At 59.8% G+C, this 18,312-nt stretch carries 21 protein-coding genes; 11 read left to right on the plus strand and 10 right to left on the minus strand.

Annotation, left to right across the window (positions count from 1 at the left end; translation table 11 throughout):
• Positions 1 to 128: 128 nt before the first annotated feature.
• Complete coding sequence (locus KGA81_RS01075) at positions 129 to 647, minus strand: ankyrin repeat domain-containing protein (protein ID WP_223544205.1); 519 nt, start codon at positions 645 to 647, stop codon at positions 129 to 131.
• Between the two features lie 97 nt (positions 648 to 744).
• A complete protein-coding gene (locus KGA81_RS01080) occupies positions 745 to 2,583 on the minus strand; it encodes a long-chain-acyl-CoA synthetase (RefSeq protein WP_223544206.1) in 1,839 nt (612 codons plus the stop codon).
• 356 nt (positions 2,584 to 2,939) lie between these two features.
• On the opposite strand from KGA81_RS01080, the gene KGA81_RS01085 reads away from it, so the two are divergent.
• Entirely contained in the window at positions 2,940 to 3,218 is a 279-nt protein-coding gene (locus tag KGA81_RS01085; protein ID WP_317850767.1) for a DUF3509 domain-containing protein, read from the plus strand.
• Positions 3,219 to 3,292: 74 nt separating this feature from the next.
• Here the strand turns inward: KGA81_RS01085 and mtnC are convergent, their stop codons facing one another.
• From mtnC to aroC, 5 genes are read right to left on the minus strand one after another with little or no spacing between them, the layout of a single operon-like run.
• A complete protein-coding gene (gene mtnC / locus KGA81_RS01090; RefSeq protein ID WP_223544208.1) occupies positions 3,293 to 3,976 on the minus strand; it encodes an acireductone synthase in 684 nt (227 codons plus the stop codon).
• A gap of 4 nt (positions 3,977 to 3,980) precedes the next feature.
• Entirely contained in the window at positions 3,981 to 4,526 is a 546-nt protein-coding gene (locus KGA81_RS01095; protein ID WP_108218969.1) for a 1,2-dihydroxy-3-keto-5-methylthiopentene dioxygenase, read from the minus strand.
• 20 nt (positions 4,527 to 4,546) lie between these two features.
• On the minus strand, positions 4,547 to 5,173 hold the full coding sequence (locus KGA81_RS01100) for a methylthioribulose 1-phosphate dehydratase (RefSeq protein ID WP_223544209.1): 627 nt from the start codon (positions 5,171 to 5,173) through the stop codon (positions 4,547 to 4,549).
• Entirely contained in the window at positions 5,170 to 6,321 is a 1,152-nt protein-coding gene (locus tag KGA81_RS01105; protein WP_223544210.1) for an MFS transporter, read from the minus strand. The genes KGA81_RS01100 and KGA81_RS01105 overlap by 4 nt, the downstream gene beginning before the upstream one ends.
• Before the next feature lie 29 nt (positions 6,322 to 6,350).
• On the minus strand, positions 6,351 to 7,442 hold the full coding sequence (aroC, locus tag KGA81_RS01110; RefSeq protein ID WP_085723208.1) for a chorismate synthase: 1,092 nt from the start codon (positions 7,440 to 7,442) through the stop codon (positions 6,351 to 6,353).
• Between the two features lie 83 nt (positions 7,443 to 7,525).
• On the opposite strand from aroC, the gene KGA81_RS01115 reads away from it, so the two are divergent.
• Positions 7,526 to 8,524: an alpha/beta hydrolase gene (locus KGA81_RS01115; RefSeq protein ID WP_223544211.1), complete on the plus strand. Its 999-nt coding sequence runs from the start codon at positions 7,526 to 7,528 to the stop codon at positions 8,522 to 8,524.
• A 98-nt stretch (positions 8,525 to 8,622) separates the two neighbouring features.
• Positions 8,623 to 9,414 carry a hypothetical protein gene (locus tag KGA81_RS01120; RefSeq protein WP_223544212.1) on the plus strand — a complete coding sequence of 264 codons (792 nt, stop codon included), beginning with the start codon at positions 8,623 to 8,625 and terminating at the stop codon, positions 9,412 to 9,414.
• A 182-nt stretch (positions 9,415 to 9,596) separates the two neighbouring features.
• Here the strand turns inward: KGA81_RS01120 and prmB are convergent, their stop codons facing one another.
• Positions 9,597 to 10,505, minus strand: a complete 909-nt coding sequence (gene prmB / locus KGA81_RS01125; RefSeq protein ID WP_007974906.1) for a 50S ribosomal protein L3 N(5)-glutamine methyltransferase — start codon at positions 10,503 to 10,505, stop codon at positions 9,597 to 9,599.
• A gap of 238 nt (positions 10,506 to 10,743) precedes the next feature.
• Here prmB and KGA81_RS01130 point away from each other — a divergent pair, with 238 nt between their 5' ends.
• The 5 genes from KGA81_RS01130 to KGA81_RS01150 all read left to right on the plus strand — a co-directional run bounded on the left by KGA81_RS01130 (position 10,744) and on the right by KGA81_RS01150 (position 13,520).
• On the plus strand, positions 10,744 to 11,334 hold the full coding sequence (locus KGA81_RS01130) for a cysteine hydrolase family protein (protein WP_223544213.1): 591 nt from the start codon (positions 10,744 to 10,746) through the stop codon (positions 11,332 to 11,334).
• A gap of 131 nt (positions 11,335 to 11,465) precedes the next feature.
• A complete protein-coding gene (locus KGA81_RS01135) occupies positions 11,466 to 11,786 on the plus strand; it encodes a hypothetical protein (protein WP_223529480.1) in 321 nt (106 codons plus the stop codon).
• A gap of 78 nt (positions 11,787 to 11,864) precedes the next feature.
• A complete protein-coding gene (locus KGA81_RS01140) occupies positions 11,865 to 12,422 on the plus strand; it encodes a Smr/MutS family protein (protein ID WP_223544214.1) in 558 nt (185 codons plus the stop codon).
• Positions 12,423 to 12,499: 77 nt separating this feature from the next.
• On the plus strand, positions 12,500 to 13,045 hold the full coding sequence (folE, locus tag KGA81_RS01145) for a GTP cyclohydrolase I FolE (protein ID WP_003204506.1): 546 nt from the start codon (positions 12,500 to 12,502) through the stop codon (positions 13,043 to 13,045).
• Positions 13,046 to 13,148: 103 nt separating this feature from the next.
• Positions 13,149 to 13,520, plus strand: coding sequence for a glutathione S-transferase N-terminal domain-containing protein (locus tag KGA81_RS01150; protein WP_223544215.1), 372 nt, complete (start codon positions 13,149 to 13,151; stop codon positions 13,518 to 13,520).
• Between the two features lie 165 nt (positions 13,521 to 13,685).
• Here KGA81_RS01150 and KGA81_RS01155 read toward each other — a convergent pair whose 3' ends face one another.
• Positions 13,686 to 14,852, minus strand: a complete 1,167-nt coding sequence (locus KGA81_RS01155; RefSeq protein WP_223544216.1) for a PLP-dependent aminotransferase family protein — start codon at positions 14,850 to 14,852, stop codon at positions 13,686 to 13,688.
• 82 nt (positions 14,853 to 14,934) lie between these two features.
• Between KGA81_RS01155 and KGA81_RS01160 the strand changes: the two genes are divergently transcribed.
• From KGA81_RS01160 to KGA81_RS01170, 3 genes are all read left to right on the plus strand, one after another.
• Positions 14,935 to 15,381, plus strand: coding sequence for a MarR family winged helix-turn-helix transcriptional regulator (locus KGA81_RS01160; RefSeq protein ID WP_223544217.1), 447 nt, complete (start codon positions 14,935 to 14,937; stop codon positions 15,379 to 15,381).
• A 253-nt stretch (positions 15,382 to 15,634) separates the two neighbouring features.
• The gene (locus tag KGA81_RS01165) at positions 15,635 to 16,984 is read left to right on the plus strand and encodes an NCS2 family permease (RefSeq protein ID WP_223544218.1); all 1,350 of its coding nucleotides are present in this window, start codon (positions 15,635 to 15,637) and stop codon (positions 16,982 to 16,984) included.
• 72 nt (positions 16,985 to 17,056) lie between these two features.
• Entirely contained in the window at positions 17,057 to 17,683 is a 627-nt protein-coding gene (locus KGA81_RS01170) for a LysE family translocator (RefSeq protein ID WP_223544219.1), read from the plus strand.
• A 186-nt stretch (positions 17,684 to 17,869) separates the two neighbouring features.
• Here KGA81_RS01170 and uraH read toward each other — a convergent pair whose 3' ends face one another.
• Positions 17,870 to 18,223: a hydroxyisourate hydrolase gene (gene uraH, locus KGA81_RS01175; protein WP_223544220.1), complete on the minus strand. Its 354-nt coding sequence runs from the start codon at positions 18,221 to 18,223 to the stop codon at positions 17,870 to 17,872.
• Between the last annotated feature and the right edge of the window lie 89 nt (positions 18,224 to 18,312).

The following is an 18,312-nucleotide window of genomic DNA, read 5'->3' on the forward strand; positions in this document are numbered from 1 at the left end:
GCGGCCCCAAAATCAGACGATGCGATTTGTCAGACAGACCGCGCTGAATGGATTTGCGACTGCTGCGCAGTCGAGCGGGAGCAAGCTCCCTCGCCACAAAGGAATCATCAGCCACAAATTCGTTGATATCAGTCCAAGAGCTTCTGCAGTTGCGCGACGGTATCGGAAGCGCCCATGGTTTTAGCCGCTTCCAGCGCGCTGATGCCATTGGCGTCCTTGGCTTTCGGGTCGGCGCCCTTGCTGATCAGGTAATCGACCACTTCGACGCGATTGAACATCGCTGCCATCATCAGCGCCGTGCGGCCATCGAAGGACGAGCCTTCAACCTGGGCGCCGCCGTCGACCAACGCCTTGATCACCGCCAGGTCGCCCTTGAAGGCGGCACCGGCAATCGGGCTCTGGCCGTTGTCGTTGCGGATCTCCGGGTCGGCCTTGTGCTCCAGCAGGACTTTTACCGTGTCCACATGGCCGTGATACGCGGCCAGCATCAGTAAGGTATCGCCTTTGTGGTTACGCAGGTTCGGCGGCAAACCCTTGGTCAGCAGCGCGGCCATCATTGCCGCATCGCCCTCCCGTGCCTTGTTGAATACCTGCTCGGTGAATTCAGCGGCTTCTTCGGGGGTCATCTGGCGGCTTTTGTCTGACATTGGGCACTCCCTTTTCTGTCATTCGTAAAAACCGACAGTTTCCCGAGCGGCCCCGGCACTGTCACTTGTTTTTTCTCATGGGCCGCCATAGCCAGATTCAATAGCGGTACTTGCCACCGTGGATGTCGGACAACAACTGCTGCGTGACCTGCACGTAAGTCTGGGTCCCCGGCAGCCAGGCATAGATCGGGTCATCGCCGGTTTTACCCGGGTCGAAGGCCTCGTCCTTGAGTCGGGTCTTTTGATATTTGAACGTCCCGGTGGTTTCCATTTTCACTTTCACCCGCAGGAACAACGGCACCGCATAGGCCGGCATTTGCTCGCGGGCGAAGACCAGCAGTTCACTGAAGTCCAGGGTTGCCAGGGATTCGGCTGGGGTAATCGCCGCCATCCCGGCCCGGCCATTGGTGTTGCGGATTTCCACGCCATAGGCCACGGCCTCGGAAATATGCGGGTGTTGCAGGAGGATGTTTTCGACCTCCGTGGTCGAGACGTTTTCGCCCTTCCAGCGATAGGTATCGCCCAGACGGTCGACAAACTGTGCATGCCCAAAGCCGATGTTGCGCAACAGGTCGCCGGTGTTGAAGTAGCGGTCACCCTTCTCGAACACATCCTGGAGCACGACCCTGGCGGTTTTCTGCGGATCGGTGTAGCCGTCCAACGGTGCCTTGTCGTCGATTTTCGCCAGCAACAACCCCTGCTGGCCCTTGGCGACCTTGCGCATCAAGCCGTTGGCCTGACGAATCGGCGCGCCGCTGTCGTGGTCGTACGCGACCAGCTCCCAGCGCATCAGGGAAAAACCGATGGTGTTGTCGAAGTTAAGAATATTGGTGAACCCGATATTGCCATCACTGGCGGCGTAGAGCTCGCAGATGTGATTCACCGCAAAGCGGGTCTTGAACTCGTTCCAGGCACCGGGACGCAGGCCATTGCCGATCATTTTCTTCACATCGTGCCGACTGTCGTCGGCGCTGGGCGGTTGATCGACCAGGTAGCGGCACAGTTCGCCGACATAACCGATGGTGGTCGCCCGGTACTTGCGCACATCGCTCCAGAACTGACTGGCGCTGAATTTGCGGCGGATCGCGAACCCGCTGGCACCACTGACGGCCGAACCCCAGCACACGCAAAGGCCCGTGGCGTGGTACAGCGGCAAGGTGCAATAGACGACATCGTCCGGGCGCATGTCCAGGGCGATCATGCCGAAGCTCGCAGAGCTGCGCATCCAGCGTCCGTGCTTGAACACGCCAGCCTTGGGCAACCCCGTGGTACCCGAGGTGTAGATATAAAAACAGGGATCGTCGAAGAAAATCTGCCGGCTGCTGGCCGGGTTGTCGCTGGCGTCATCGAGGCTGACGCTCATCAGGTTGGTGAAACCTTCAGGCGCGATACCCGGTTGGCGTGAGGTGTCCTGATCGGCGACGAACCAGGTTCGCTCAGCCTTGATCGACACCCGATCGCGTACCGCCAGGTACGCCGGGACCAACTCCTCACCGACAATGATCGCCACCGGCGCCACCAGATTCACACTGTGCACCAGGGTGTCGCGGGTCTGCGAGGTATTGAGCAGCGCACTGATCGCGCCGACCTTGGCCACCGCCAGAATCGTCACCAGCAGTTCCGGACGGTTCTCGATAAAGATCGCCACCACATCACCCTTGCCGATGCCTTGGCCGATCAGGTGATGGGCGATGCGATTGGCCCATTGGTTGACCTTGGAGTAACTGAGCGTTACGTCGCCTTGCAACAGCGCCGGGCCATCCGGGTTGCGCAACGCAGCTTGCTCGAAACTCCAGCCCAAACCACACGCCTGGGTCGGGTCCTTGACGTTGGCGGCCTTCATACCCTTCACCACCCGGGGGATGGCTTTGGCGATGGAAGGCAACTTGCGGAGCATCATGCCCCAGGTAATCGTGTCGTTCGACGTACGGCTCATGAGTGCTCCCGTTCGATCTTTTTTTATTGTCGGGTGGCGATGACTGAGCCCGAAAATACGTCAACGGTTCTTGAGCTGTACACGCGGTTTTTGAAATGTTTTGTATCCGCGATCTTGATCCGCGATAGCGCTGCGCGAAGATGATCCCCTGTGCGCCAATTGGTTCCATCGAGTCGCCGACGTACCTGCAAAATGCAGGATGCACGATAATCATTCATGCAGATTGCACGAAAGCAAAAATCACCAAAAAGATTAACTTATTGATTTTATTAACAATCAACCGCTTAAACTACTGGCACAAAGGCTGCAACAGTCTCTCCATGTTTACCATTCAAGTCATCATGGAGCTGAACGACATGAGCCTTATCCAGGAAAAATTTTCGTCCTTGTTCCCCAACTTCTCAGTCACTGCCCAGGACCGCCCTGATGGCGGGATTCTGCTGACCTTGCGCAGCGCCGACGGCAGAGAATTCATGCGCTCGATCTCCTACCAGCAATTGCACAATGGCGATCAACTGTCCTGGGTCATCAGCGCGATTCGCCGTGACCTCGCTGAACAGGCCAGCGAATTGCCGCAGATCTCCATGCTGCAGAGCCAGCAACGGTTTGCCCTGCCGACCTATCACTCGCTGTAAAAAACATTGTGGAAAAAACACTGTGGGAGCTTGCTCGCTCCCACAGGTTGTGCGGTGACCGCTGAAATCAGTGTTTAGAACGTAGCAGGATCGATCCGCGCAAAACTGTCCACGGTGACATGCCCCGCCAGTTCCCCACCCTCGCGAGCCAGCCCGCACGTGGCCATCCCCGCAGCACGCGCCGCATCCAACTCTTCGACGATGTCAGACAGGAACAGAATCTGCCCCGCCTCGATGTTGATCGCCTGCGCAATGTTGGTGTAGGACTGCACCTCGCGCTTGGGGCCCGAAGTGGTGTCGAAGTAGCCATTGAACAACGGCGTCAAATCCCCCGCTTGCGAACAGCCGAAAATCAAGCGCTGGGCCTGGATCGAACCGGACGAATAAACAAAAAGTTGATAACCGGCCTGATGCCAGCGCTTGAGCGCTTCAACGGCGTCCGGGTACACATGCCCCTTCAACTGCCCGGCCAGATAGCCCTGTTCCCAGACCATTCCCTGCAACGCTTTCAACGGCGTGGCCTTGCGGTCTTCGGCAATCCAGCCCAGCAGGATCTCGACAACGCGCTCGACATCGGCGTCCGGCTCATGGCTGTCCCGGCGCACGGCGTCCAACTGTGCCGCCACGTCTACGCGCCCGGCGTGCTCACGAACGAAGTCCGGCAGATGCTTGGCCGCGTAAGGAAACAGCACGTCGAACACAAAACTCACCGCACTGGTGGTGCCTTCGATGTCGGTGAGAATCGCTTTGATCGGCATCGACTCAGTCCTCCAGACGCGGGAATTGATTGGCGATGTCTTCGCCGGTGAAGTTGGCCACCCAGCCTTCCGGGTTGTTGAACAGACGGATCGCAATGAAATGCGGGTGCTCGCCCATGTCGAACCAGTGTTTGGTGCCCGCCGGCACCGAGATCAAGTCGTTTTTCTCGCACAGCACGGCGTAGACGTAATCGTCGATGTGCAGGGTAAACAGGCCACGACCAGCGACGAAAAATCGTACTTCGTCTTCGCCATGACGGTGTTCGTTGAGGAATTTGGCGCGCAATTCGGCTTTTTGCGGGTGGTCGCTGTTGAGACTGATCACGTCGACGGTGATGTAACCGCGTTCGGTCATCAACTGGTCGATTTGCTCTTGATAGGCGGCGATCACTTCATCCTGGCTGGCGCCCGGCTGGAGCTTTGTGGCGGCCTGCCAACGGTCGAAACGCACGCCCTGCTCGGCCAGGGTCGAGGCGATGTCTTCGAAATGGGTCAGCACCTTGTTGGGGATTTCAGGGCTGGAGACGTGATAAACGGACAGGCTGCTCATCAGGGCAACTCCTTAACGGTTCATGCTTTAAAGTTCAGGAGCGAGCGCATCTTCAACTCGCACTCGAACAAAAATTCAAAGGCCTCGATCTGCCGCAGGGCATCGCTCATGCGCGCCCCCCAGGTGTAGAGGCCATGACCACGGATCAGGTAGCCGACGCAATCGGGATGGGCGTCCAGCCAAGGACGCACCTTGGCGGCCAGGCGTGCAATGTCCTGATCGTTGTCGAAAATCGGCACCCGCACCCGGGATTCGTGGGTGGTCACACCGCTGAAGGCTTTTTGCAGTTCGTAGTCTTCGAACTCGATGAAATCTTGCGGCGTCAGGCGCGACAGCACGGTGGCATTCACCGAATGGGTGTGCAGCACCGCACCGATTTCAGGGCGCCAGTTGTAGAGCTGGGTGTGCAACAGGGTCTCGGCGGACGGTTTCTTGCCCGGTTCCAGGCTGTTGCCTGACAGGTCGGTGGCCAGCACATCGTCCATGCCCAGTTGCCCCTTGTGCTTGCCGGACACGGTCAGCAAGGCTTCGGTCGGCGACAGGCGGGTCGAATAATTGCTGCTGGTGGCCGGTGACCAGCCGCGGCCATACAGAAAACGCCCGGCGTCGATGATTTCCTGGGCGAGGTGTTCACGGGTAAGGCTCATGGCCTGTCCTCTTGCATACGTGTGGCAATGATAACGGCAGCGGCGAGCGCTGCGAGGCTGGCAATACTAAAGGTCCATGGCGCACCGAGGGCATTCCAGCTGTAGCCGGAATACAGCGCGCCCAATGCACCACCAGTGCCGGCCAGCGCAGCGTACAACGCCTGACCCTGGCCTTGTTGGCGTGCACCGAAACTACGTTGCACGAATGAAATGGCAGCGGCGTGAAAGCTGCCGAACGTCGCCGCGTGCAGCACCTGGGCAAACAACAGCACCCAGAGAAACTCCGCGAACGATCCCAGCAACAGCCAACGCAACGCCGCCAGCAGAAAACTGGCCATCAGCACCCGGCGCAGCGAGAAGCGCGCGAAGATCCGGCTCATGGCCAGAAACATCAGGACTTCGGCGACCACGCCGACCGCCCAGAGCATGCCGATCACGCCACGGCTGTAACCCAGTCGCTCAAGGTGCAGGGTTAAAAACGTGTAATACGGTCCGTGGCTCATCTGCATCAGCGCCACGCAGGCATAAAACGCCAATACGCCGGGGTTGCGCAGTTGCGTGAGGAAGCCCTCCCCCGCCACCCGATTGCCCGGCGCCGGCTGGGCATTGGGCACCCACAGGCTGCTGAGTACGATGCCGGCCATGATCAGCACCAGCGCCGCCGGGTAGATGTCCAGGCTCAGCCATTCGAACAAACGGCCCAGCGCGACCACGGTGATGATGAAACCGATCGAGCCCCACAGGCGAATCTGGCTGTAACGCGAGGTCTGGCCCTGCAGGTGCGCCAGGGTGATGACTTCGAACTGCGGCAGCACTGCATGCCAGAAGAACGCATGCAAGGCCATGACCATCGCCAGCCAGGCATAGCTCTTGCTGACGAAAATCAGCGAAAAGGTCAGCAGCGTGCACACCGCGCCGAAACGCACGATGGCCAGCCGCCGACCGGTGAAGTCGCCCAGCCAGCCCCAGATGTTCGGCGCCACGCAGCGCATCAGCATCGGGATCGCCACCAGTTCGCCGATGCGCGCGGCACTGAACCCCAGGTGATCGAAGTACAGCGCCAGAAACGGCGCTGTCGAACCGAGCAAGGCGAAATAGAACAGATAGAAACTGGAGAGCCGCCAGTACGGGAGCGTCGCAGTCGCCATCAGACGGCTGCGACCATGAGGCCAGCCATTTACAGCTGACCCAGCACCGGCGTGCTCACGCGCACATCGGCGTTCTGCCCACGGTGACGCAGCAGGTGGTCCATCAGCACGATAGCCATCATCGCCTCGGCAATCGGCGTGGCTCGGATGCCGACGCACGGGTCGTGACGCCCCTTGGTGATCACTTCCACCGGGTTGCCATGGATGTCGATGGAACGGCCCGGCGTGGTGATGCTCGACGTCGGCTTCAGCGCCAGGTGCGCAACGATCGGCTGACCGGAGGAAATACCGCCGAGAATGCCACCCGCGTTGTTGCTGAGGAAACCTTGCGGGGTCATTTCATCGCGATGCTCGGTACCACGCTGGGCGACGCTGGCGAAACCGGCGCCGATTTCCACGCCCTTGACCGCGTTGATGCTCATCAGCGCATGGGCCAGTTCAGCATCGAGGCGGTCGAAGATCGGCTCGCCCAGGCCCGGCATCACGCCTTCGGCGACCACGGTGATTTTCGCGCCGACCGAATCCTGGTCACGGCGCAACTGGTCCATGTAGGCCTCCAGCTCAGGCACTTTGTCCGGGTCCGGGCTGAAGAAGGCGTTCTGCTCCACCGAATCCCAGGTCTTGAACGGAATTTCGATCGGCCCGAGCTGGCTCATGTAGCCGCGAATGACGATGCCCTGACTGGCCAGGTATTTTTTCGCAATCGCACCGGCCGCGACGCGCATCGCGGTTTCGCGGGCCGAACTGCGACCGCCGCCGCGGTAGTCGCGCTCGCCGTATTTGTGGTGGTAGGTGTAGTCGGCGTGGGCCGGGCGGAACAGATCCTTGATCGCCGAGTAGTCCTTGGACTTCTGGTCGGTGTTGCGGATCAGCAGGCCGATGGCGCAACCGGTGGTGCGGCCTTCGAACACGCCAGAGAGGATTTCGACTTCGTCGGCTTCCTGGCGCTGGGTGGTGTGGCGGCTGGTGCCAGGCTTGCGGCGGTCCAGGTCACGCTGCAGATCCTCCAGGGATATCTCCAGGCCCGGCGGGCAGCCATCGACAATGGCGACCAACGCCGGGCCATGGCTTTCGCCCGCGGTGGTGACAGTGAACAGCTTGCCGTAGGTATTGCCGGACATGCAGGACGCTCCGTGAAATGAACCTGAATACGTAATGCGCGCCAGTATACGCAGGCTACCCAAGTAGTTCATCCTCGAACCTTATGGGTGCCGGTGAGTCCAACCGGCATCTTCTGGATGATGGCGCGATGATGCTGCGAGTTCTTGCCTTGAGCCTTACCCTGATTTCCGGCTTCGCCCAGGCGACTGTCCTGCAACGACCGATCACATTGGATACGGGCACCGGCGAGCTTTTCGGCTCGCTGCTGCTACCAAAATCCGACGACCCCGTGCCGGTTGTGCTGATCATTTCCGGCTCCGGCCCTACGGATCGTGACGGAAACAACGTCGATGGCGGGCGCAATGACAGCCTCAAGCGCCTGGCCTGGGTGCTGGCCAAACACAACATTGCCAGCGTGCGTTACGACAAGCGTGGCGTGGCCGCAAGCCTGGCCGCCACGCCGGACGAACGCAATCTGACGGTGGAGGCCTATGTGGCCGATGCGCAAGCCTGGGGCCAGAAACTCAAGACCGATCCGCGTTTCGGCAAGCTGATTGTGCTGGGGCACAGCGAAGGCGCCTTGATCGCCAGCCTCGCGGCGCCAGGCATCGATGCCGACGCGGTGATTTCTGTCTCCGGCAGCGCCAGGCCGGTCGATCAGGTCATCCGCGAGCAACTGGGCAATCGCCTGCCTCCCCCGCTGATGCTGCGCAGCAATGAATTGCTCGACAGCCTCAAGGCCGGGAAACCCGACGACAATGTGCCGCCACCGTTGCAGGCGATTTTCCGTCCGAGCGTGCAGCCGTACCTGATTTCCCTGTTCCGCCAGGACCCGGCCGCGGCGTTTGCCAAGCTGAAAATGCCGGCGCTGATCATCCAGGGCAGCAACGACATCCAGGTCGGCGTCAATGACGCAAGGCTGCTCAAGGCCGCCAAACCGGACGCCGAACTGGCGCTGATCGAGGGCATGAACCATGTCATGCGCATCGTGCCCAACGACGTCAAACGCCAACTGGCGTCCTATAGAGACCCGCAATTGCCCCTGGCAGCGGAACTGGGCACACGAATCCTCGGGTTTATTGACGGACTTAGCACCAGTTAAATCCCCTGGCCCTCCAGTCTTGAAAAAAACGGCCGATAAGCCTTTGTCGCCAACACATTGGTTGGCGACAAGCTGAGCTTGGACAGGATCTCGCCGTTATGACCGACACCCAGACTTCACCCGACACCAGCGCTGAAACAGACGCACCGCCAGCGGTCGAGCTGCCCTGGGCGGACGTCCACGTCGAGCACCACAAGATGCTCCGCCTGGCGCCGCTGCAGACTGACCGCAACACGGGCGGGCGCCCATTGCGCTTTGTCGAATCAGGCTATGCCGAGCGCAACGACAAGGCGCGCAGCCTGATGCGCATGAGCATCACCCTGCCCGGCCAGCGTGTGCGCAAGGAACAGAATCATCTGGACGTGTGGGTCGATCACGCGGAAAAACGCGTGCATTTCGGCCCGGACAGCGGTTTGCAGGTTGAACCGCTGAACCGTGGCATTGGCCGCTACCTGGTGGCCCAGGGCATCAACTGGGCGAAGAAACGCTGGCCGACCTACACCGTCGACGGCTTTGACCTGAACAACAAGGATGCGCTGAACGAAGACACCCGCCTGCGCCGCGATCACTTTTTGCGTGTGCACGGTTTCGACGTGGTGTATGCCGATGCCCAACATTTGAAAGGCAGCGTCAAGCCGGTCAAGGTCGGCGACCTTTCCGGCGACTGGAACAGCGAAAAACTGCAGGTCGTGGAGATTCTCGAGGCGGCGCAGATGCTCCAGCAAGCCGAGCAGAACCTGGCCGAGCAGGAAGTCAAACTCAAGAAACACGAAGAGAAAGTCAGCAAGTACAAACGCGAAGACGCCGGGCTGCGTTTCACCATTACCTGTCTGGTGGCATTCGCGGTGTTTCAGGCGGGGTTGTTGATCTGGATTGCCACGCACCGGTAGGACCTGAGTCGAGTGGCTTACTGTGGCGAGGGAGCTTGCTCCCGCTGGGCTGCGAAGCAGCCCTGAAACCGGACATCACAATTCTTTCAGATAAATCACTGCTACCTGTTTTGCGACCGCTTCGCGGTCGAGCGGGAGCAAGCTCCCTCGCCACAAGAGCTGTCCCGCCACAGTGATGAGTCTTAAACGCGGGAAGCGAACAACGCCTGATGCTCCCGGCACTGCTGCGCACTCAGCATGAACACACCATGCCCACCACGCTCGAACTCCAGCCAGGCGAAGTCGACTTCCGGGTACAACGCCTCGACGTGCACCTGGCTGTTGCCCACCTCGACTATCAGCAAGCCCTTCTCGGTCAGATGATCCGCCGCTTCGGCGAGCATGCGCCGCACCAGGTTCAAACCGTCATCACCGCAGGCCAGGCCCAGTTCCGGCTCGTGTTGGTATTCGTCCGGCATGTCGGCGAAATCTTCCGCATCGACGTAGGGCGGGTTCGACACGATCAGGTCGAAACGTTGCCCCGGCAAACCCTCGAAACCGTCGCCCTGGACCGTGTATACACGCTCATCGACACCATGGCGCTCAATGTTCTGGTTAGCCACTTCCAGCGCTTCGAACGACAGGTCCGCCAACACCACCTCGGCATGCTGGAACTCGTAGGCACAAGCGATGCCGATGCAACCGGAACCGGTGCACAGGTCGAGAATTCGCGCCGGCTCGTTAGCCAGCCACGGGGTAAAACGGTTTTCGATCAACTCACCGATAGGGGAACGCGGGATCAGCACGCGCTCATCGACGATGAACGACATGCCGCAGAACCAGGCCTCGCCCAACAGATACGCCGTAGGCACCCGCTCTTCGATGCGGCGCTTGAGCAAAAGCTGCAGGTGAACCACTTCGTCTTCTTCCAGATTGCAGTCGAGGTAGCTGTCGGCGATTTCCCATGGCAGGTGCAGCGCACCCAACACCAATTGCCGGGCTTCGTCCCAGGCATTGTCGGTGCCGTGGCCAAAAAACAGATCCTCCCCATGGAAGCGGCTGACGGCCCAACGGATATGGTCACGCAGGGTGCGAAGGCGGGAAGTGATCACGACGGCAAACTCCAGAAAAATCGACGGGCGATTCTACCAGTCAAACGGCGTCACGACGACGCGGGAAATTACCGATTCAAATGTAGGAGTTATCCGTTTTTTCGCCAGGCTATTGAAGAAAACGCGACTATTGACAAGGCTACAGGCCAGCAACGACGGCACCTACGATCGTAGCGATTCACAGAACCGCTCAGCCAGAGGACAATGTCGCAAAAGCCCCACTCCAAGGAGCCCCAGAATGTCCGTTCCAAAAACGATGTTTCAACTCAGCGGCCGCGGTTATCCGGCAGCCAAACTGAGCCATGCGACCCTTATCATCATCGATGCCCAGAAAGAATATTTGAGCGGGCCACTGGCCCTCTGCGGCATGGATGAGGCCGTCGCGAACATCAAGCAATTGCTCGCCGCTGCCCGTGCCGCCGGCCGGCCGATCGTGCATGTCCGTCATCTCGGCACCCTCGGCGGAATGTTCAACCCGCAAGGCGTCGGTGGTGAATTCATTCCGGGCCTGGAGCCGCAGGGTGACGAAACCGTCATCGGTAAATTGCTGCCAAGCGCGTTCCACGGCACCGAACTGGCCAAACGCCTGGAAGACCTCGGCGCCCTCGACCTGATCGTCTGCGGTTTCATGAGTCACTCCAGCGTCAGCACCACCGTACGCGCAGCGAAGAACCTTGGCTTTCGCTGCACACTCATTGAAGACGCCTGCGCCACCCGCGACCTGCCTTACAAGGGCGGCGTGCTCAGTGCCGAACACGTTCATCAGACGGAAATGGCGATCATGGGCGACAACTTCGCCACCCTCGCGCTGACCCGTGAACTGATCTGATCGACGCTCAATGAGCGGCCTGTAATGCCGCTCATCCGCAAAAGCCTCTCAACTGCCATAATTGTCTTAGCCTCAGGAACATCCCGGTCAACTCCCGGTCGAAGGGCCGATACCCATTGAGGAAGGTCGGAATGAAGTTATCCGATGGTTTTGACGCCCGGCGCTTGCGGCCCAAAGGCCAAAGCAACTGGCGTTTTCGAATTGGCGTGACGTTCGCGGCATTGCTGGCGATGTGCGGCGTGCTGCTCGCCATGGCCGGTGCCGCCAGTCTGTTCGGCCACGCACCCGCCCTGGGTGAGTTGAACACCAGCCGCACCGGTGCTGCCGTGATCCTGGTCATCGGCCTGTTCGTGCTGTACCTCGGTGTCTGGCTGTGGCGCCGTTGCCGTCGTCGCTCGCGGCAGTCGCGGGAACTGGCCATGTCGCCGCACCTGATGAAAAAACACGACTGAGCCAAGTGTCGTGCGCGTTTTTGTCGCTCCTGATTTGCTTCGAGTTGGGTAAACTGGCCGCCCTTCGCGGAGGCTGACATGCAAGACAACGATTTTTCCCTGTTCAAAAGCGCGATCCAAGGCGTCAAGCCAATCAGGCACGATCGCGCCGAAACCGGCAAACCCAAGGCTGACCGCGCGCAGATCGCCATGCTGCGCCAAGCGGCCACCGTGCGCACCGAATCCACCACCGTAGACGGGCTGTCCGACCAGTTCGTCATCGACGTCGGCCCTGAAGACGAGTTGATGTGGGCGCGTGACGGCGTGCAGGAAAGCCAGATGCGCAAGCTCAAGATCGGACAGATACCGTTCGAAGGCAGCCTCGACCTGCACGGCATGAGCGTGGAAAAGGCCCGGGAAACCCTTTGGGCGTTCCTCGCCGAAGCCACCCGATTCGAAATCCGCTGCGTACGCGTCACCCATGGCAAGGCGGTACGCCTGGACGGCAAGCGGCCGATGATCAAAAGCCACGTCAATACCTGGCTGCGCCAGCATCCACAGGTGCTCGGTTTCACCTCCTGCCAGGCCAGACACGGCGGTGCGGGCGCCGTTTATGTGATGCTCAAACGCACCATGATGGAAGGTCGCGACGAGTAAAGCTGTTGCGCCACGCTTGCAGCGTCGTGTCCGCCACCGTACCCTTGCCCTTTGCGTAAAATCCCACAGGTAGTTTCATGTCCCTGGAACAGAATTACACCGCGATCCTTGGCCAACTGGGCGAGGACGTCTCCCGCGAGGGCCTGCTCGACACGCCCAAGCGTGCCGCCAAAGCCATGCAGTACCTCTGCCGCGGCTATGAACAGACACTGGAAGAGGTCACCAACGGTGCCCTGTTCAGCTCCGACAACAGCGAAATGGTGCTGGTCAAGGACATCGAGTTGTACTCGTTGTGCGAACACCACCTGCTGCCGTTCATCGGCAAGGCTCACGTCGCCTACATCCCGAGCGGCAAGGTCCTGGGGCTGTCGAAGGTGGCGCGGATCGTCGACATGTACGCCCGTCGCCTGCAGATCCAGGAAAACCTCAGCCGCCAGATCGCTGACGCGGTCCAGCAGGTCACCGGAGCCCTGGGCGTTGCGGTGGTGATCGAGGCCAAGCACATGTGCATGATGATGCGTGGTGTGGAAAAGCAGAATTCGTCGATGATCACCTCGGTGATGCTCGGTGAGTTCCGCGAGAACGCCGCCACCCGCAGCGAATTCCTCAGCCTCATCAAGTAATTCGCGGCACGAAGAAAACCGGCACTCATCGCCGGTTTTTTTCGTCCGTGAAAAATCAGGTAAGCTGCGCGCCCTTCTTCGTTTGCACCGTGAGGCTTTCAACGTGTTCGTAAAAGCGCTTCGTGTCGGCCTTGGCCAACTGATCATTTTCATCGACTTCATTACTCGTCCAAGCAAGAAAAAGCGCCCTGCCGCCGCTCAGGCCCAGGTCGAATCCGCCGCCAAGGGTCTGACCCTGTATCAATTCCACGCCTGCCCGTTCTGCGTGAAGACCCGCCGCACCCTGCGCCGCCTGAATGTGCCAGTGGCCCTTCGCGATGCGAAGAACAACGAACAGGATCGCCAGACCTTGCTGGAGCAAGGCGGCAAGATCAAGGTGCCGTGCCTGCGCATTGAGGAGAATGGCCAGACCACCTGGATGTATGAGTCCAAGGTGATCATTGATTATCTGGATAAGCGTTTTTCGGCAGCCTGATTTATTTGTGGTGTTCTGATTGACGCCTTCGCTGGCAAGCCAGCTCCTACAAGGGATGGCAGTAGGCCCGTAGGAGCTGGCTTGCCAGCGAAGAGGCCCGCACAGACACCGCAAACTCCAGGCAAAAATAAACCGGCCCTCGAGCCGGTTTATTTGTTTTTGTTTTCAGGCCGCATTCGCTGCAAGGGCCTGTCGCACCACCGCCGCCAACCGCCTCAACCCCTCATCCAGCCGCGCCGGATCAATGTGGCTGAAGTTCAACCGCAAATACCCCGGATGGTTATCCGGCTCGGGGAAGAACGGCTCGCCCGGCATGAACGCCACGTCATTGGCCAACGCGGCGTTCAGCAAGGTTCGGGTGTCTTGCGGCTGCTTGAGTTTCAACCAGAAAAACAGCCCGCCCTGCGGCACATTCCAGTCCGCCAGATCCAGGAAATGAGTGTTCAGTGCCAACTGAAACGCATCCCGACGCCCGCGGTAAAAGTCACGCAACTCACTGCGGTGTTGCCGGTACTTTTCACTGCCGATCCATTGCAGCGCCTGCCACTGGCCGACCCGATTGGTGTGCAAGTCCGCCGATTGCTTGAGTTTCAACAGATGGGGAAACAGGTCCGGGCTGGCGATCAAGTAGCCGACACGCAATCCCGGTAACAGGGTTTTCGACACGGTGCCGGTGTAGATCCAGCTGGCCTTCTTCAAGCGACTGACGATCGGCGTGGCGCTGCCACCGTCGAAGGTCAGCTCGCGGTAAGGCTCGTCTTCAATCAGCGTCACGCCGAACTCATCGAGCAACGCCGCTACCGCGTCGCGCTTGGCCTCGCTGTAACGCACCGCCGATGGATTCTGGAAAGTCGGGATCAGGTAGATGAAGGCCGGACGGTGTTGTTCCAGGCGAGCGCGCAGCTGCGCCAGGTTCAACCCATCAGCCTCCAGCGGCACGGTCAGGCAATCAGCGCCGAACAGCTGGAAAATCTGTAGCGCCGCCAGATAAGTCGGTGCTTCGAGCAGGATTTCAGTGCCCTTGTCGATGTACAGCTTGGCGGCCAGGTCGAGGGTCTGCTGTGAGCCGCTGACCACCACTACCTGGCTTGCCTCACATGGCACTCCCAACGCTCGCGCCTCGGCGGCCAACGCTTCACGCAACGCCGGCTCGCCTTCGCTCATGCCGTATTGGCCGATGGACACCGGCATCCGGGCCCAATCGAGCTTCGGCAGCATGGCTTCTGCCGGCAAACCGCCGGCAAACGACATCATCTGCGGACGCTGGGCCGCGGCGAGGATTTCACGGATCAAAGAACTTTTAAGGCGTGAGACACATTCGGAAAAAGCCATGGGGATCACCGGTAGCGAGGCATGTGGAAAATGAGTCAAACTTATTGACCGAAATTACGCCTCTCCGAACGGATACGTCAATATGCTTGACCTTAAAAACCCGCTTTCCCAGCAGCAAGCCATGGAAGCGTTTTTCTTCGGCTACCAGGCCTTCACCGCCAAGGCCGATGAAATGCTCGAACGTCGCGGCCTGAGTCGGGTGCATCAACGCATCGTGTTTTTCATCGCCCGCTATCCGAACCTGAGCGTCAAGGAGCTGTTGGCGTTGCTCGGCGTGAGCAAGCAGGCGCTGAACATGCCGTTGCGGCAATTGTTGGAGATGCATCTGGTGGAGAGCGTCGCGTCCGAGACTGACAAGCGCAAACGTCTGCTGGAGCTGACGGCGGAAGGTGCGCGGTTTGAACAGGCACTGCGGCGCGAGCAGGTGAAATTGCTGGAGCGGGTGTTTGCCGAGGCCGGGGAGACGGCGGTGAATGGGTGGCTGGCGGTGAATCTGGCGTTGGGGAAAAGCCAGGTGCTCGCAGACTGAGCGTTCTGCTCGACGGATTTTTTGTGACTGTTCCGACGCCATCGTCGGAACAGGCGATATATCCCGAAAGCCAAACTTTTCGTAAACAAAACCAAAAACATTATTTGCTTTCTTTGTATACAAAAGCATAATCCACTTCGTGCGAGTTCCTGACCAACAGGTCAACAAATTCGCAAGCACCTCAAAGGGCCGCTGCCACCCCTCTCGGATCCGGCCCTGGAAATAAAAATAAAACTCTTGAGGAGTACTCGCTGTGGAAAGCCGCAAATCCGAAGCATCGACGCTGGATCTCTCGCCGCCATTACGCAATGGCTTGCTGGAGCGTCTGTTCAAACTCAGCTTACACGGCACCACGGTGAAGACCGAGCTGATTGCCGGTCTGACAACCTTCATCACCATGGCTTACATCATTTTCGTTAACCCCAACATCATGGCCGACGCCGGGATCGATCACGGCGCGGCATTCGTCGCCACCTGCATCGCCGCCGCACTCGGTTGCCTGTTGATGGGCCTCTACGCCAACTGGCCAGTCGGCCTGGCGCCGGGCATGGGCCTGAACGCGTTCTTCACCTACACCGTAGTCGGCACCATGGGCTACAACTGGGAAACTGCCCTCGGTGCGGTGTTCGTTTCCGGTGTATTGTTCATGATCCTGACCTTCTCGCGGATCCGCGAATGGTTGCTCAACAGCATCCCGGTCAGCCTGCGCTTCGCCATGGGCGCTGGTGTTGGCTTGTTCCTGGGGCTGATCGGTTTGAAAACCGCAGGTATCGTCGTCGATAGCCCGGCCACCCTGATCAAGCTCGGCTCCCTGCGCGAACCCGGCCCGCTGCTCGCCGCCGTGTGCTTCCTGATGATCGCCATCCTCAGCTACCACAAGGTGTTCGGCGCGATCCTCATCAGCATCATCACCGTTACCCTGGCCGGTTGGGGCCTTGGGCTGGTGCACTACGAGGGCATCATGTCGGCCCCGCCAAGCCTGGCCCCTACCTTTATGGCCATGAACGTCGCCGGCGTGTTCAACGTCAGCATGATCAGCGTGGTCCTGGCGTTCCTCTTCGTACACATGTTCGACACCGCCGGCACCCTGATGGGCGTTGCCCAGCGTGCCAACCTGGTGGGCGCTGACGGCAAGATCGAAAACCTCTCCCGCGCCATGAAAGCCGACAGTGCTTCCAGCGTATTCGGTGCGGTGGTGGGTGTTCCACCGGTCACCAGCTACGTGGAAAGTGCTGCCGGCGTAGCAGCGGGTGGTCGGACTGGTCTTACCGCAGTGACCGTAGGTGTGCTATTTATTGCAGCCATGTTCTTCGCACCGCTGGCCGGCATGATCCCTGCCTATGCGACCGCTGGTGCGCTGATTTACGTAGCAATGCTGATGATGGGCGGCATGGCCCACATCGAATGGGACGAAGCGACCGACAGCATCCCGGCAATCGTCACCGCCATCATGATGCCGTTGACCTTCTCGGTCGCCGACGGCATCGCACTGGGCTTCATCACCTACGTGGCGTTGAAGGCCGGTACCGGCAAGTACAAGGAAATTTCCGTAAGCCTGTGGGTGCTCTGCGCGATCTTCATCGCCAAGTTCATCTTCCTGTAAACCTTACGCGGGACCCGCTTGAAAACAGCCTCACCCCGTCGGGTGGGGCTTTTGTGCAAATGGAGGAAAGTGATGAGTCTGGAAACCTGGCTGCTGTTCAGCGGCGCTGCGCTGATAGTGATCCTGATCCCGGGGCCGCTGTCGTTGCTGATGATCAGCAACAGTCTGAATTACGGCCTGCACCGCTCTTACCCGGCCTTTCTTGGCGGCGTATCGGCCTCGATTTGCCTGCTGAGTGCTTCGGCGCTGGGGCTGGGTGCGTTGTTGCTGGCGTCCGAACAGCTATTCAGCGCCCTGAAGATGCTGGGCGCACTGTACCTGTTCTACCTTGCCTGGCAGAGCTGGCAGCAATCGCGTCAGCCTTCCCATGGCGCCGAAGTGCCACAGGCGGCGCCAGTGCCCCGTTTTCGCGCACTGTTCGGCCGCGCCTTCATGCTCGGCGCGAGCAATCCGAAAGACATTCTGTTCTTCGCCGCTTTCCTGCCGCAGTTCTTGAGTGCCGAACAGCCGTTCCTGCCTCAACTGTTGGTGATGATTGCGACCTGGACCGTGCTCGACCTGCTGTGCAAATTGGCCTATGGCCTCAGCGCCCATGGCGCGGCGCGGTATCTGCGCAGCGGCAAGGGGCAGAGCTGGTTCAACCGGATCAGTGCCGGGTTGTTCAGTGGGGCGGGTGCTGCTTCCCTGCTGAGCCGCTAGGAGCTTCGCTGGCAAGCCAGCTCCTACATTCGAACGCATTCTACTGTAGGAGCTGGCTTGCCAGCGAAGGCGTCAGCACAGGCGCCATATTTCTCCAGACGAAAAAAAGCCCGCAGTGTGAGCGGGCGAAAGACCAAAGAAGCTATATGCGCAGTCGCTTCCAGGGTGCGGCAGTTGCCTGGGGGATCAGCTGCCGCGATAGGTGGAGTAGCTGTAAGGCGAAATCAACAACGGCACATGGTAGTGATCCTGCTCGGCAGAAATGCCGAAACGCAGCACCACGACATCCAGAAAAGCCGGTTCCGGCAGCTTGACGCCACGGGCGCGGTAGTAATCGCCGGCATGAAACTGAACCTGATAGACCCCGGTGCGGTAGTCATCGCCTTGCAGCAGCGGTGCATCGACACGGCCATCGCCGTTGGTTATCGCGCTGGCGACCAATTCCAGCTGCGATCCTTCAACGCGGTACAACTCGACCTTGATCGAGCTGCCCGGGCAGCCGTGTGCTGCGTCCAAAACGTGTGTAGTCAAACGTCCCATTGATTCTGCGCGCCTGCCTGCGTGGAGCAGTCAGACTTCGCGCCTCCCGAAGTCAGTTGAAAGGAGACCGCACCGATTCGGAGCACGAA

The organism is Pseudomonas sp. A-B-19 (genome assembly GCF_019947515.1).
Taxonomy (GTDB): Bacteria; Pseudomonadota; Gammaproteobacteria; order Pseudomonadales; family Pseudomonadaceae; genus Aquipseudomonas.

Coding starts and splice junctions, on each gene's coding strand:
- KGA81_RS01075 (WP_223544205.1), bottom strand. CDS start 647: ATGTCAGACAAAAGCCGCCAGATGACCCCCGAAGAAGCCGCTGAATTC.
- KGA81_RS01080 (WP_223544206.1), bottom strand. CDS start 2,583: ATGAGCCGTACGTCGAACGACACGATTACCTGGGGCATGATGCTCCGC.
- KGA81_RS01085 (WP_317850767.1), top strand. CDS start 2,940: ATGAGCCTTATCCAGGAAAAATTTTCGTCCTTGTTCCCCAACTTCTCA.
- mtnC (WP_223544208.1), bottom strand. CDS start 3,976: ATGCCGATCAAAGCGATTCTCACCGACATCGAAGGCACCACCAGTGCG.
- KGA81_RS01095 (WP_108218969.1), bottom strand. CDS start 4,526: ATGAGCAGCCTGTCCGTTTATCACGTCTCCAGCCCTGAAATCCCCAAC.
- KGA81_RS01100 (WP_223544209.1), bottom strand. CDS start 5,173: ATGAGCCTTACCCGTGAACACCTCGCCCAGGAAATCATCGACGCCGGG.
- KGA81_RS01105 (WP_223544210.1), bottom strand. CDS start 6,321: ATGGCGACTGCGACGCTCCCGTACTGGCGGCTCTCCAGTTTCTATCTG.
- aroC (WP_085723208.1), bottom strand. CDS start 7,442: ATGTCCGGCAATACCTACGGCAAGCTGTTCACTGTCACCACCGCGGGC.
- KGA81_RS01115 (WP_223544211.1), top strand. CDS start 7,526: ATGGGTGCCGGTGAGTCCAACCGGCATCTTCTGGATGATGGCGCGATG.
- KGA81_RS01120 (WP_223544212.1), top strand. CDS start 8,623: ATGACCGACACCCAGACTTCACCCGACACCAGCGCTGAAACAGACGCA.
- KGA81_RS01130 (WP_223544213.1), top strand. CDS start 10,744: ATGTCCGTTCCAAAAACGATGTTTCAACTCAGCGGCCGCGGTTATCCG.
- KGA81_RS01135 (WP_223529480.1), top strand. CDS start 11,466: ATGAAGTTATCCGATGGTTTTGACGCCCGGCGCTTGCGGCCCAAAGGC.
- KGA81_RS01140 (WP_223544214.1), top strand. CDS start 11,865: ATGCAAGACAACGATTTTTCCCTGTTCAAAAGCGCGATCCAAGGCGTC.
- folE (WP_003204506.1), top strand. CDS start 12,500: ATGTCCCTGGAACAGAATTACACCGCGATCCTTGGCCAACTGGGCGAG.
- KGA81_RS01155 (WP_223544216.1), bottom strand. CDS start 14,852: ATGGCTTTTTCCGAATGTGTCTCACGCCTTAAAAGTTCTTTGATCCGT.
- KGA81_RS01160 (WP_223544217.1), top strand. CDS start 14,935: ATGCTTGACCTTAAAAACCCGCTTTCCCAGCAGCAAGCCATGGAAGCG.
- KGA81_RS01170 (WP_223544219.1), top strand. CDS start 17,057: ATGAGTCTGGAAACCTGGCTGCTGTTCAGCGGCGCTGCGCTGATAGTG.
- uraH (WP_223544220.1), bottom strand. CDS start 18,223: ATGGGACGTTTGACTACACACGTTTTGGACGCAGCACACGGCTGCCCG.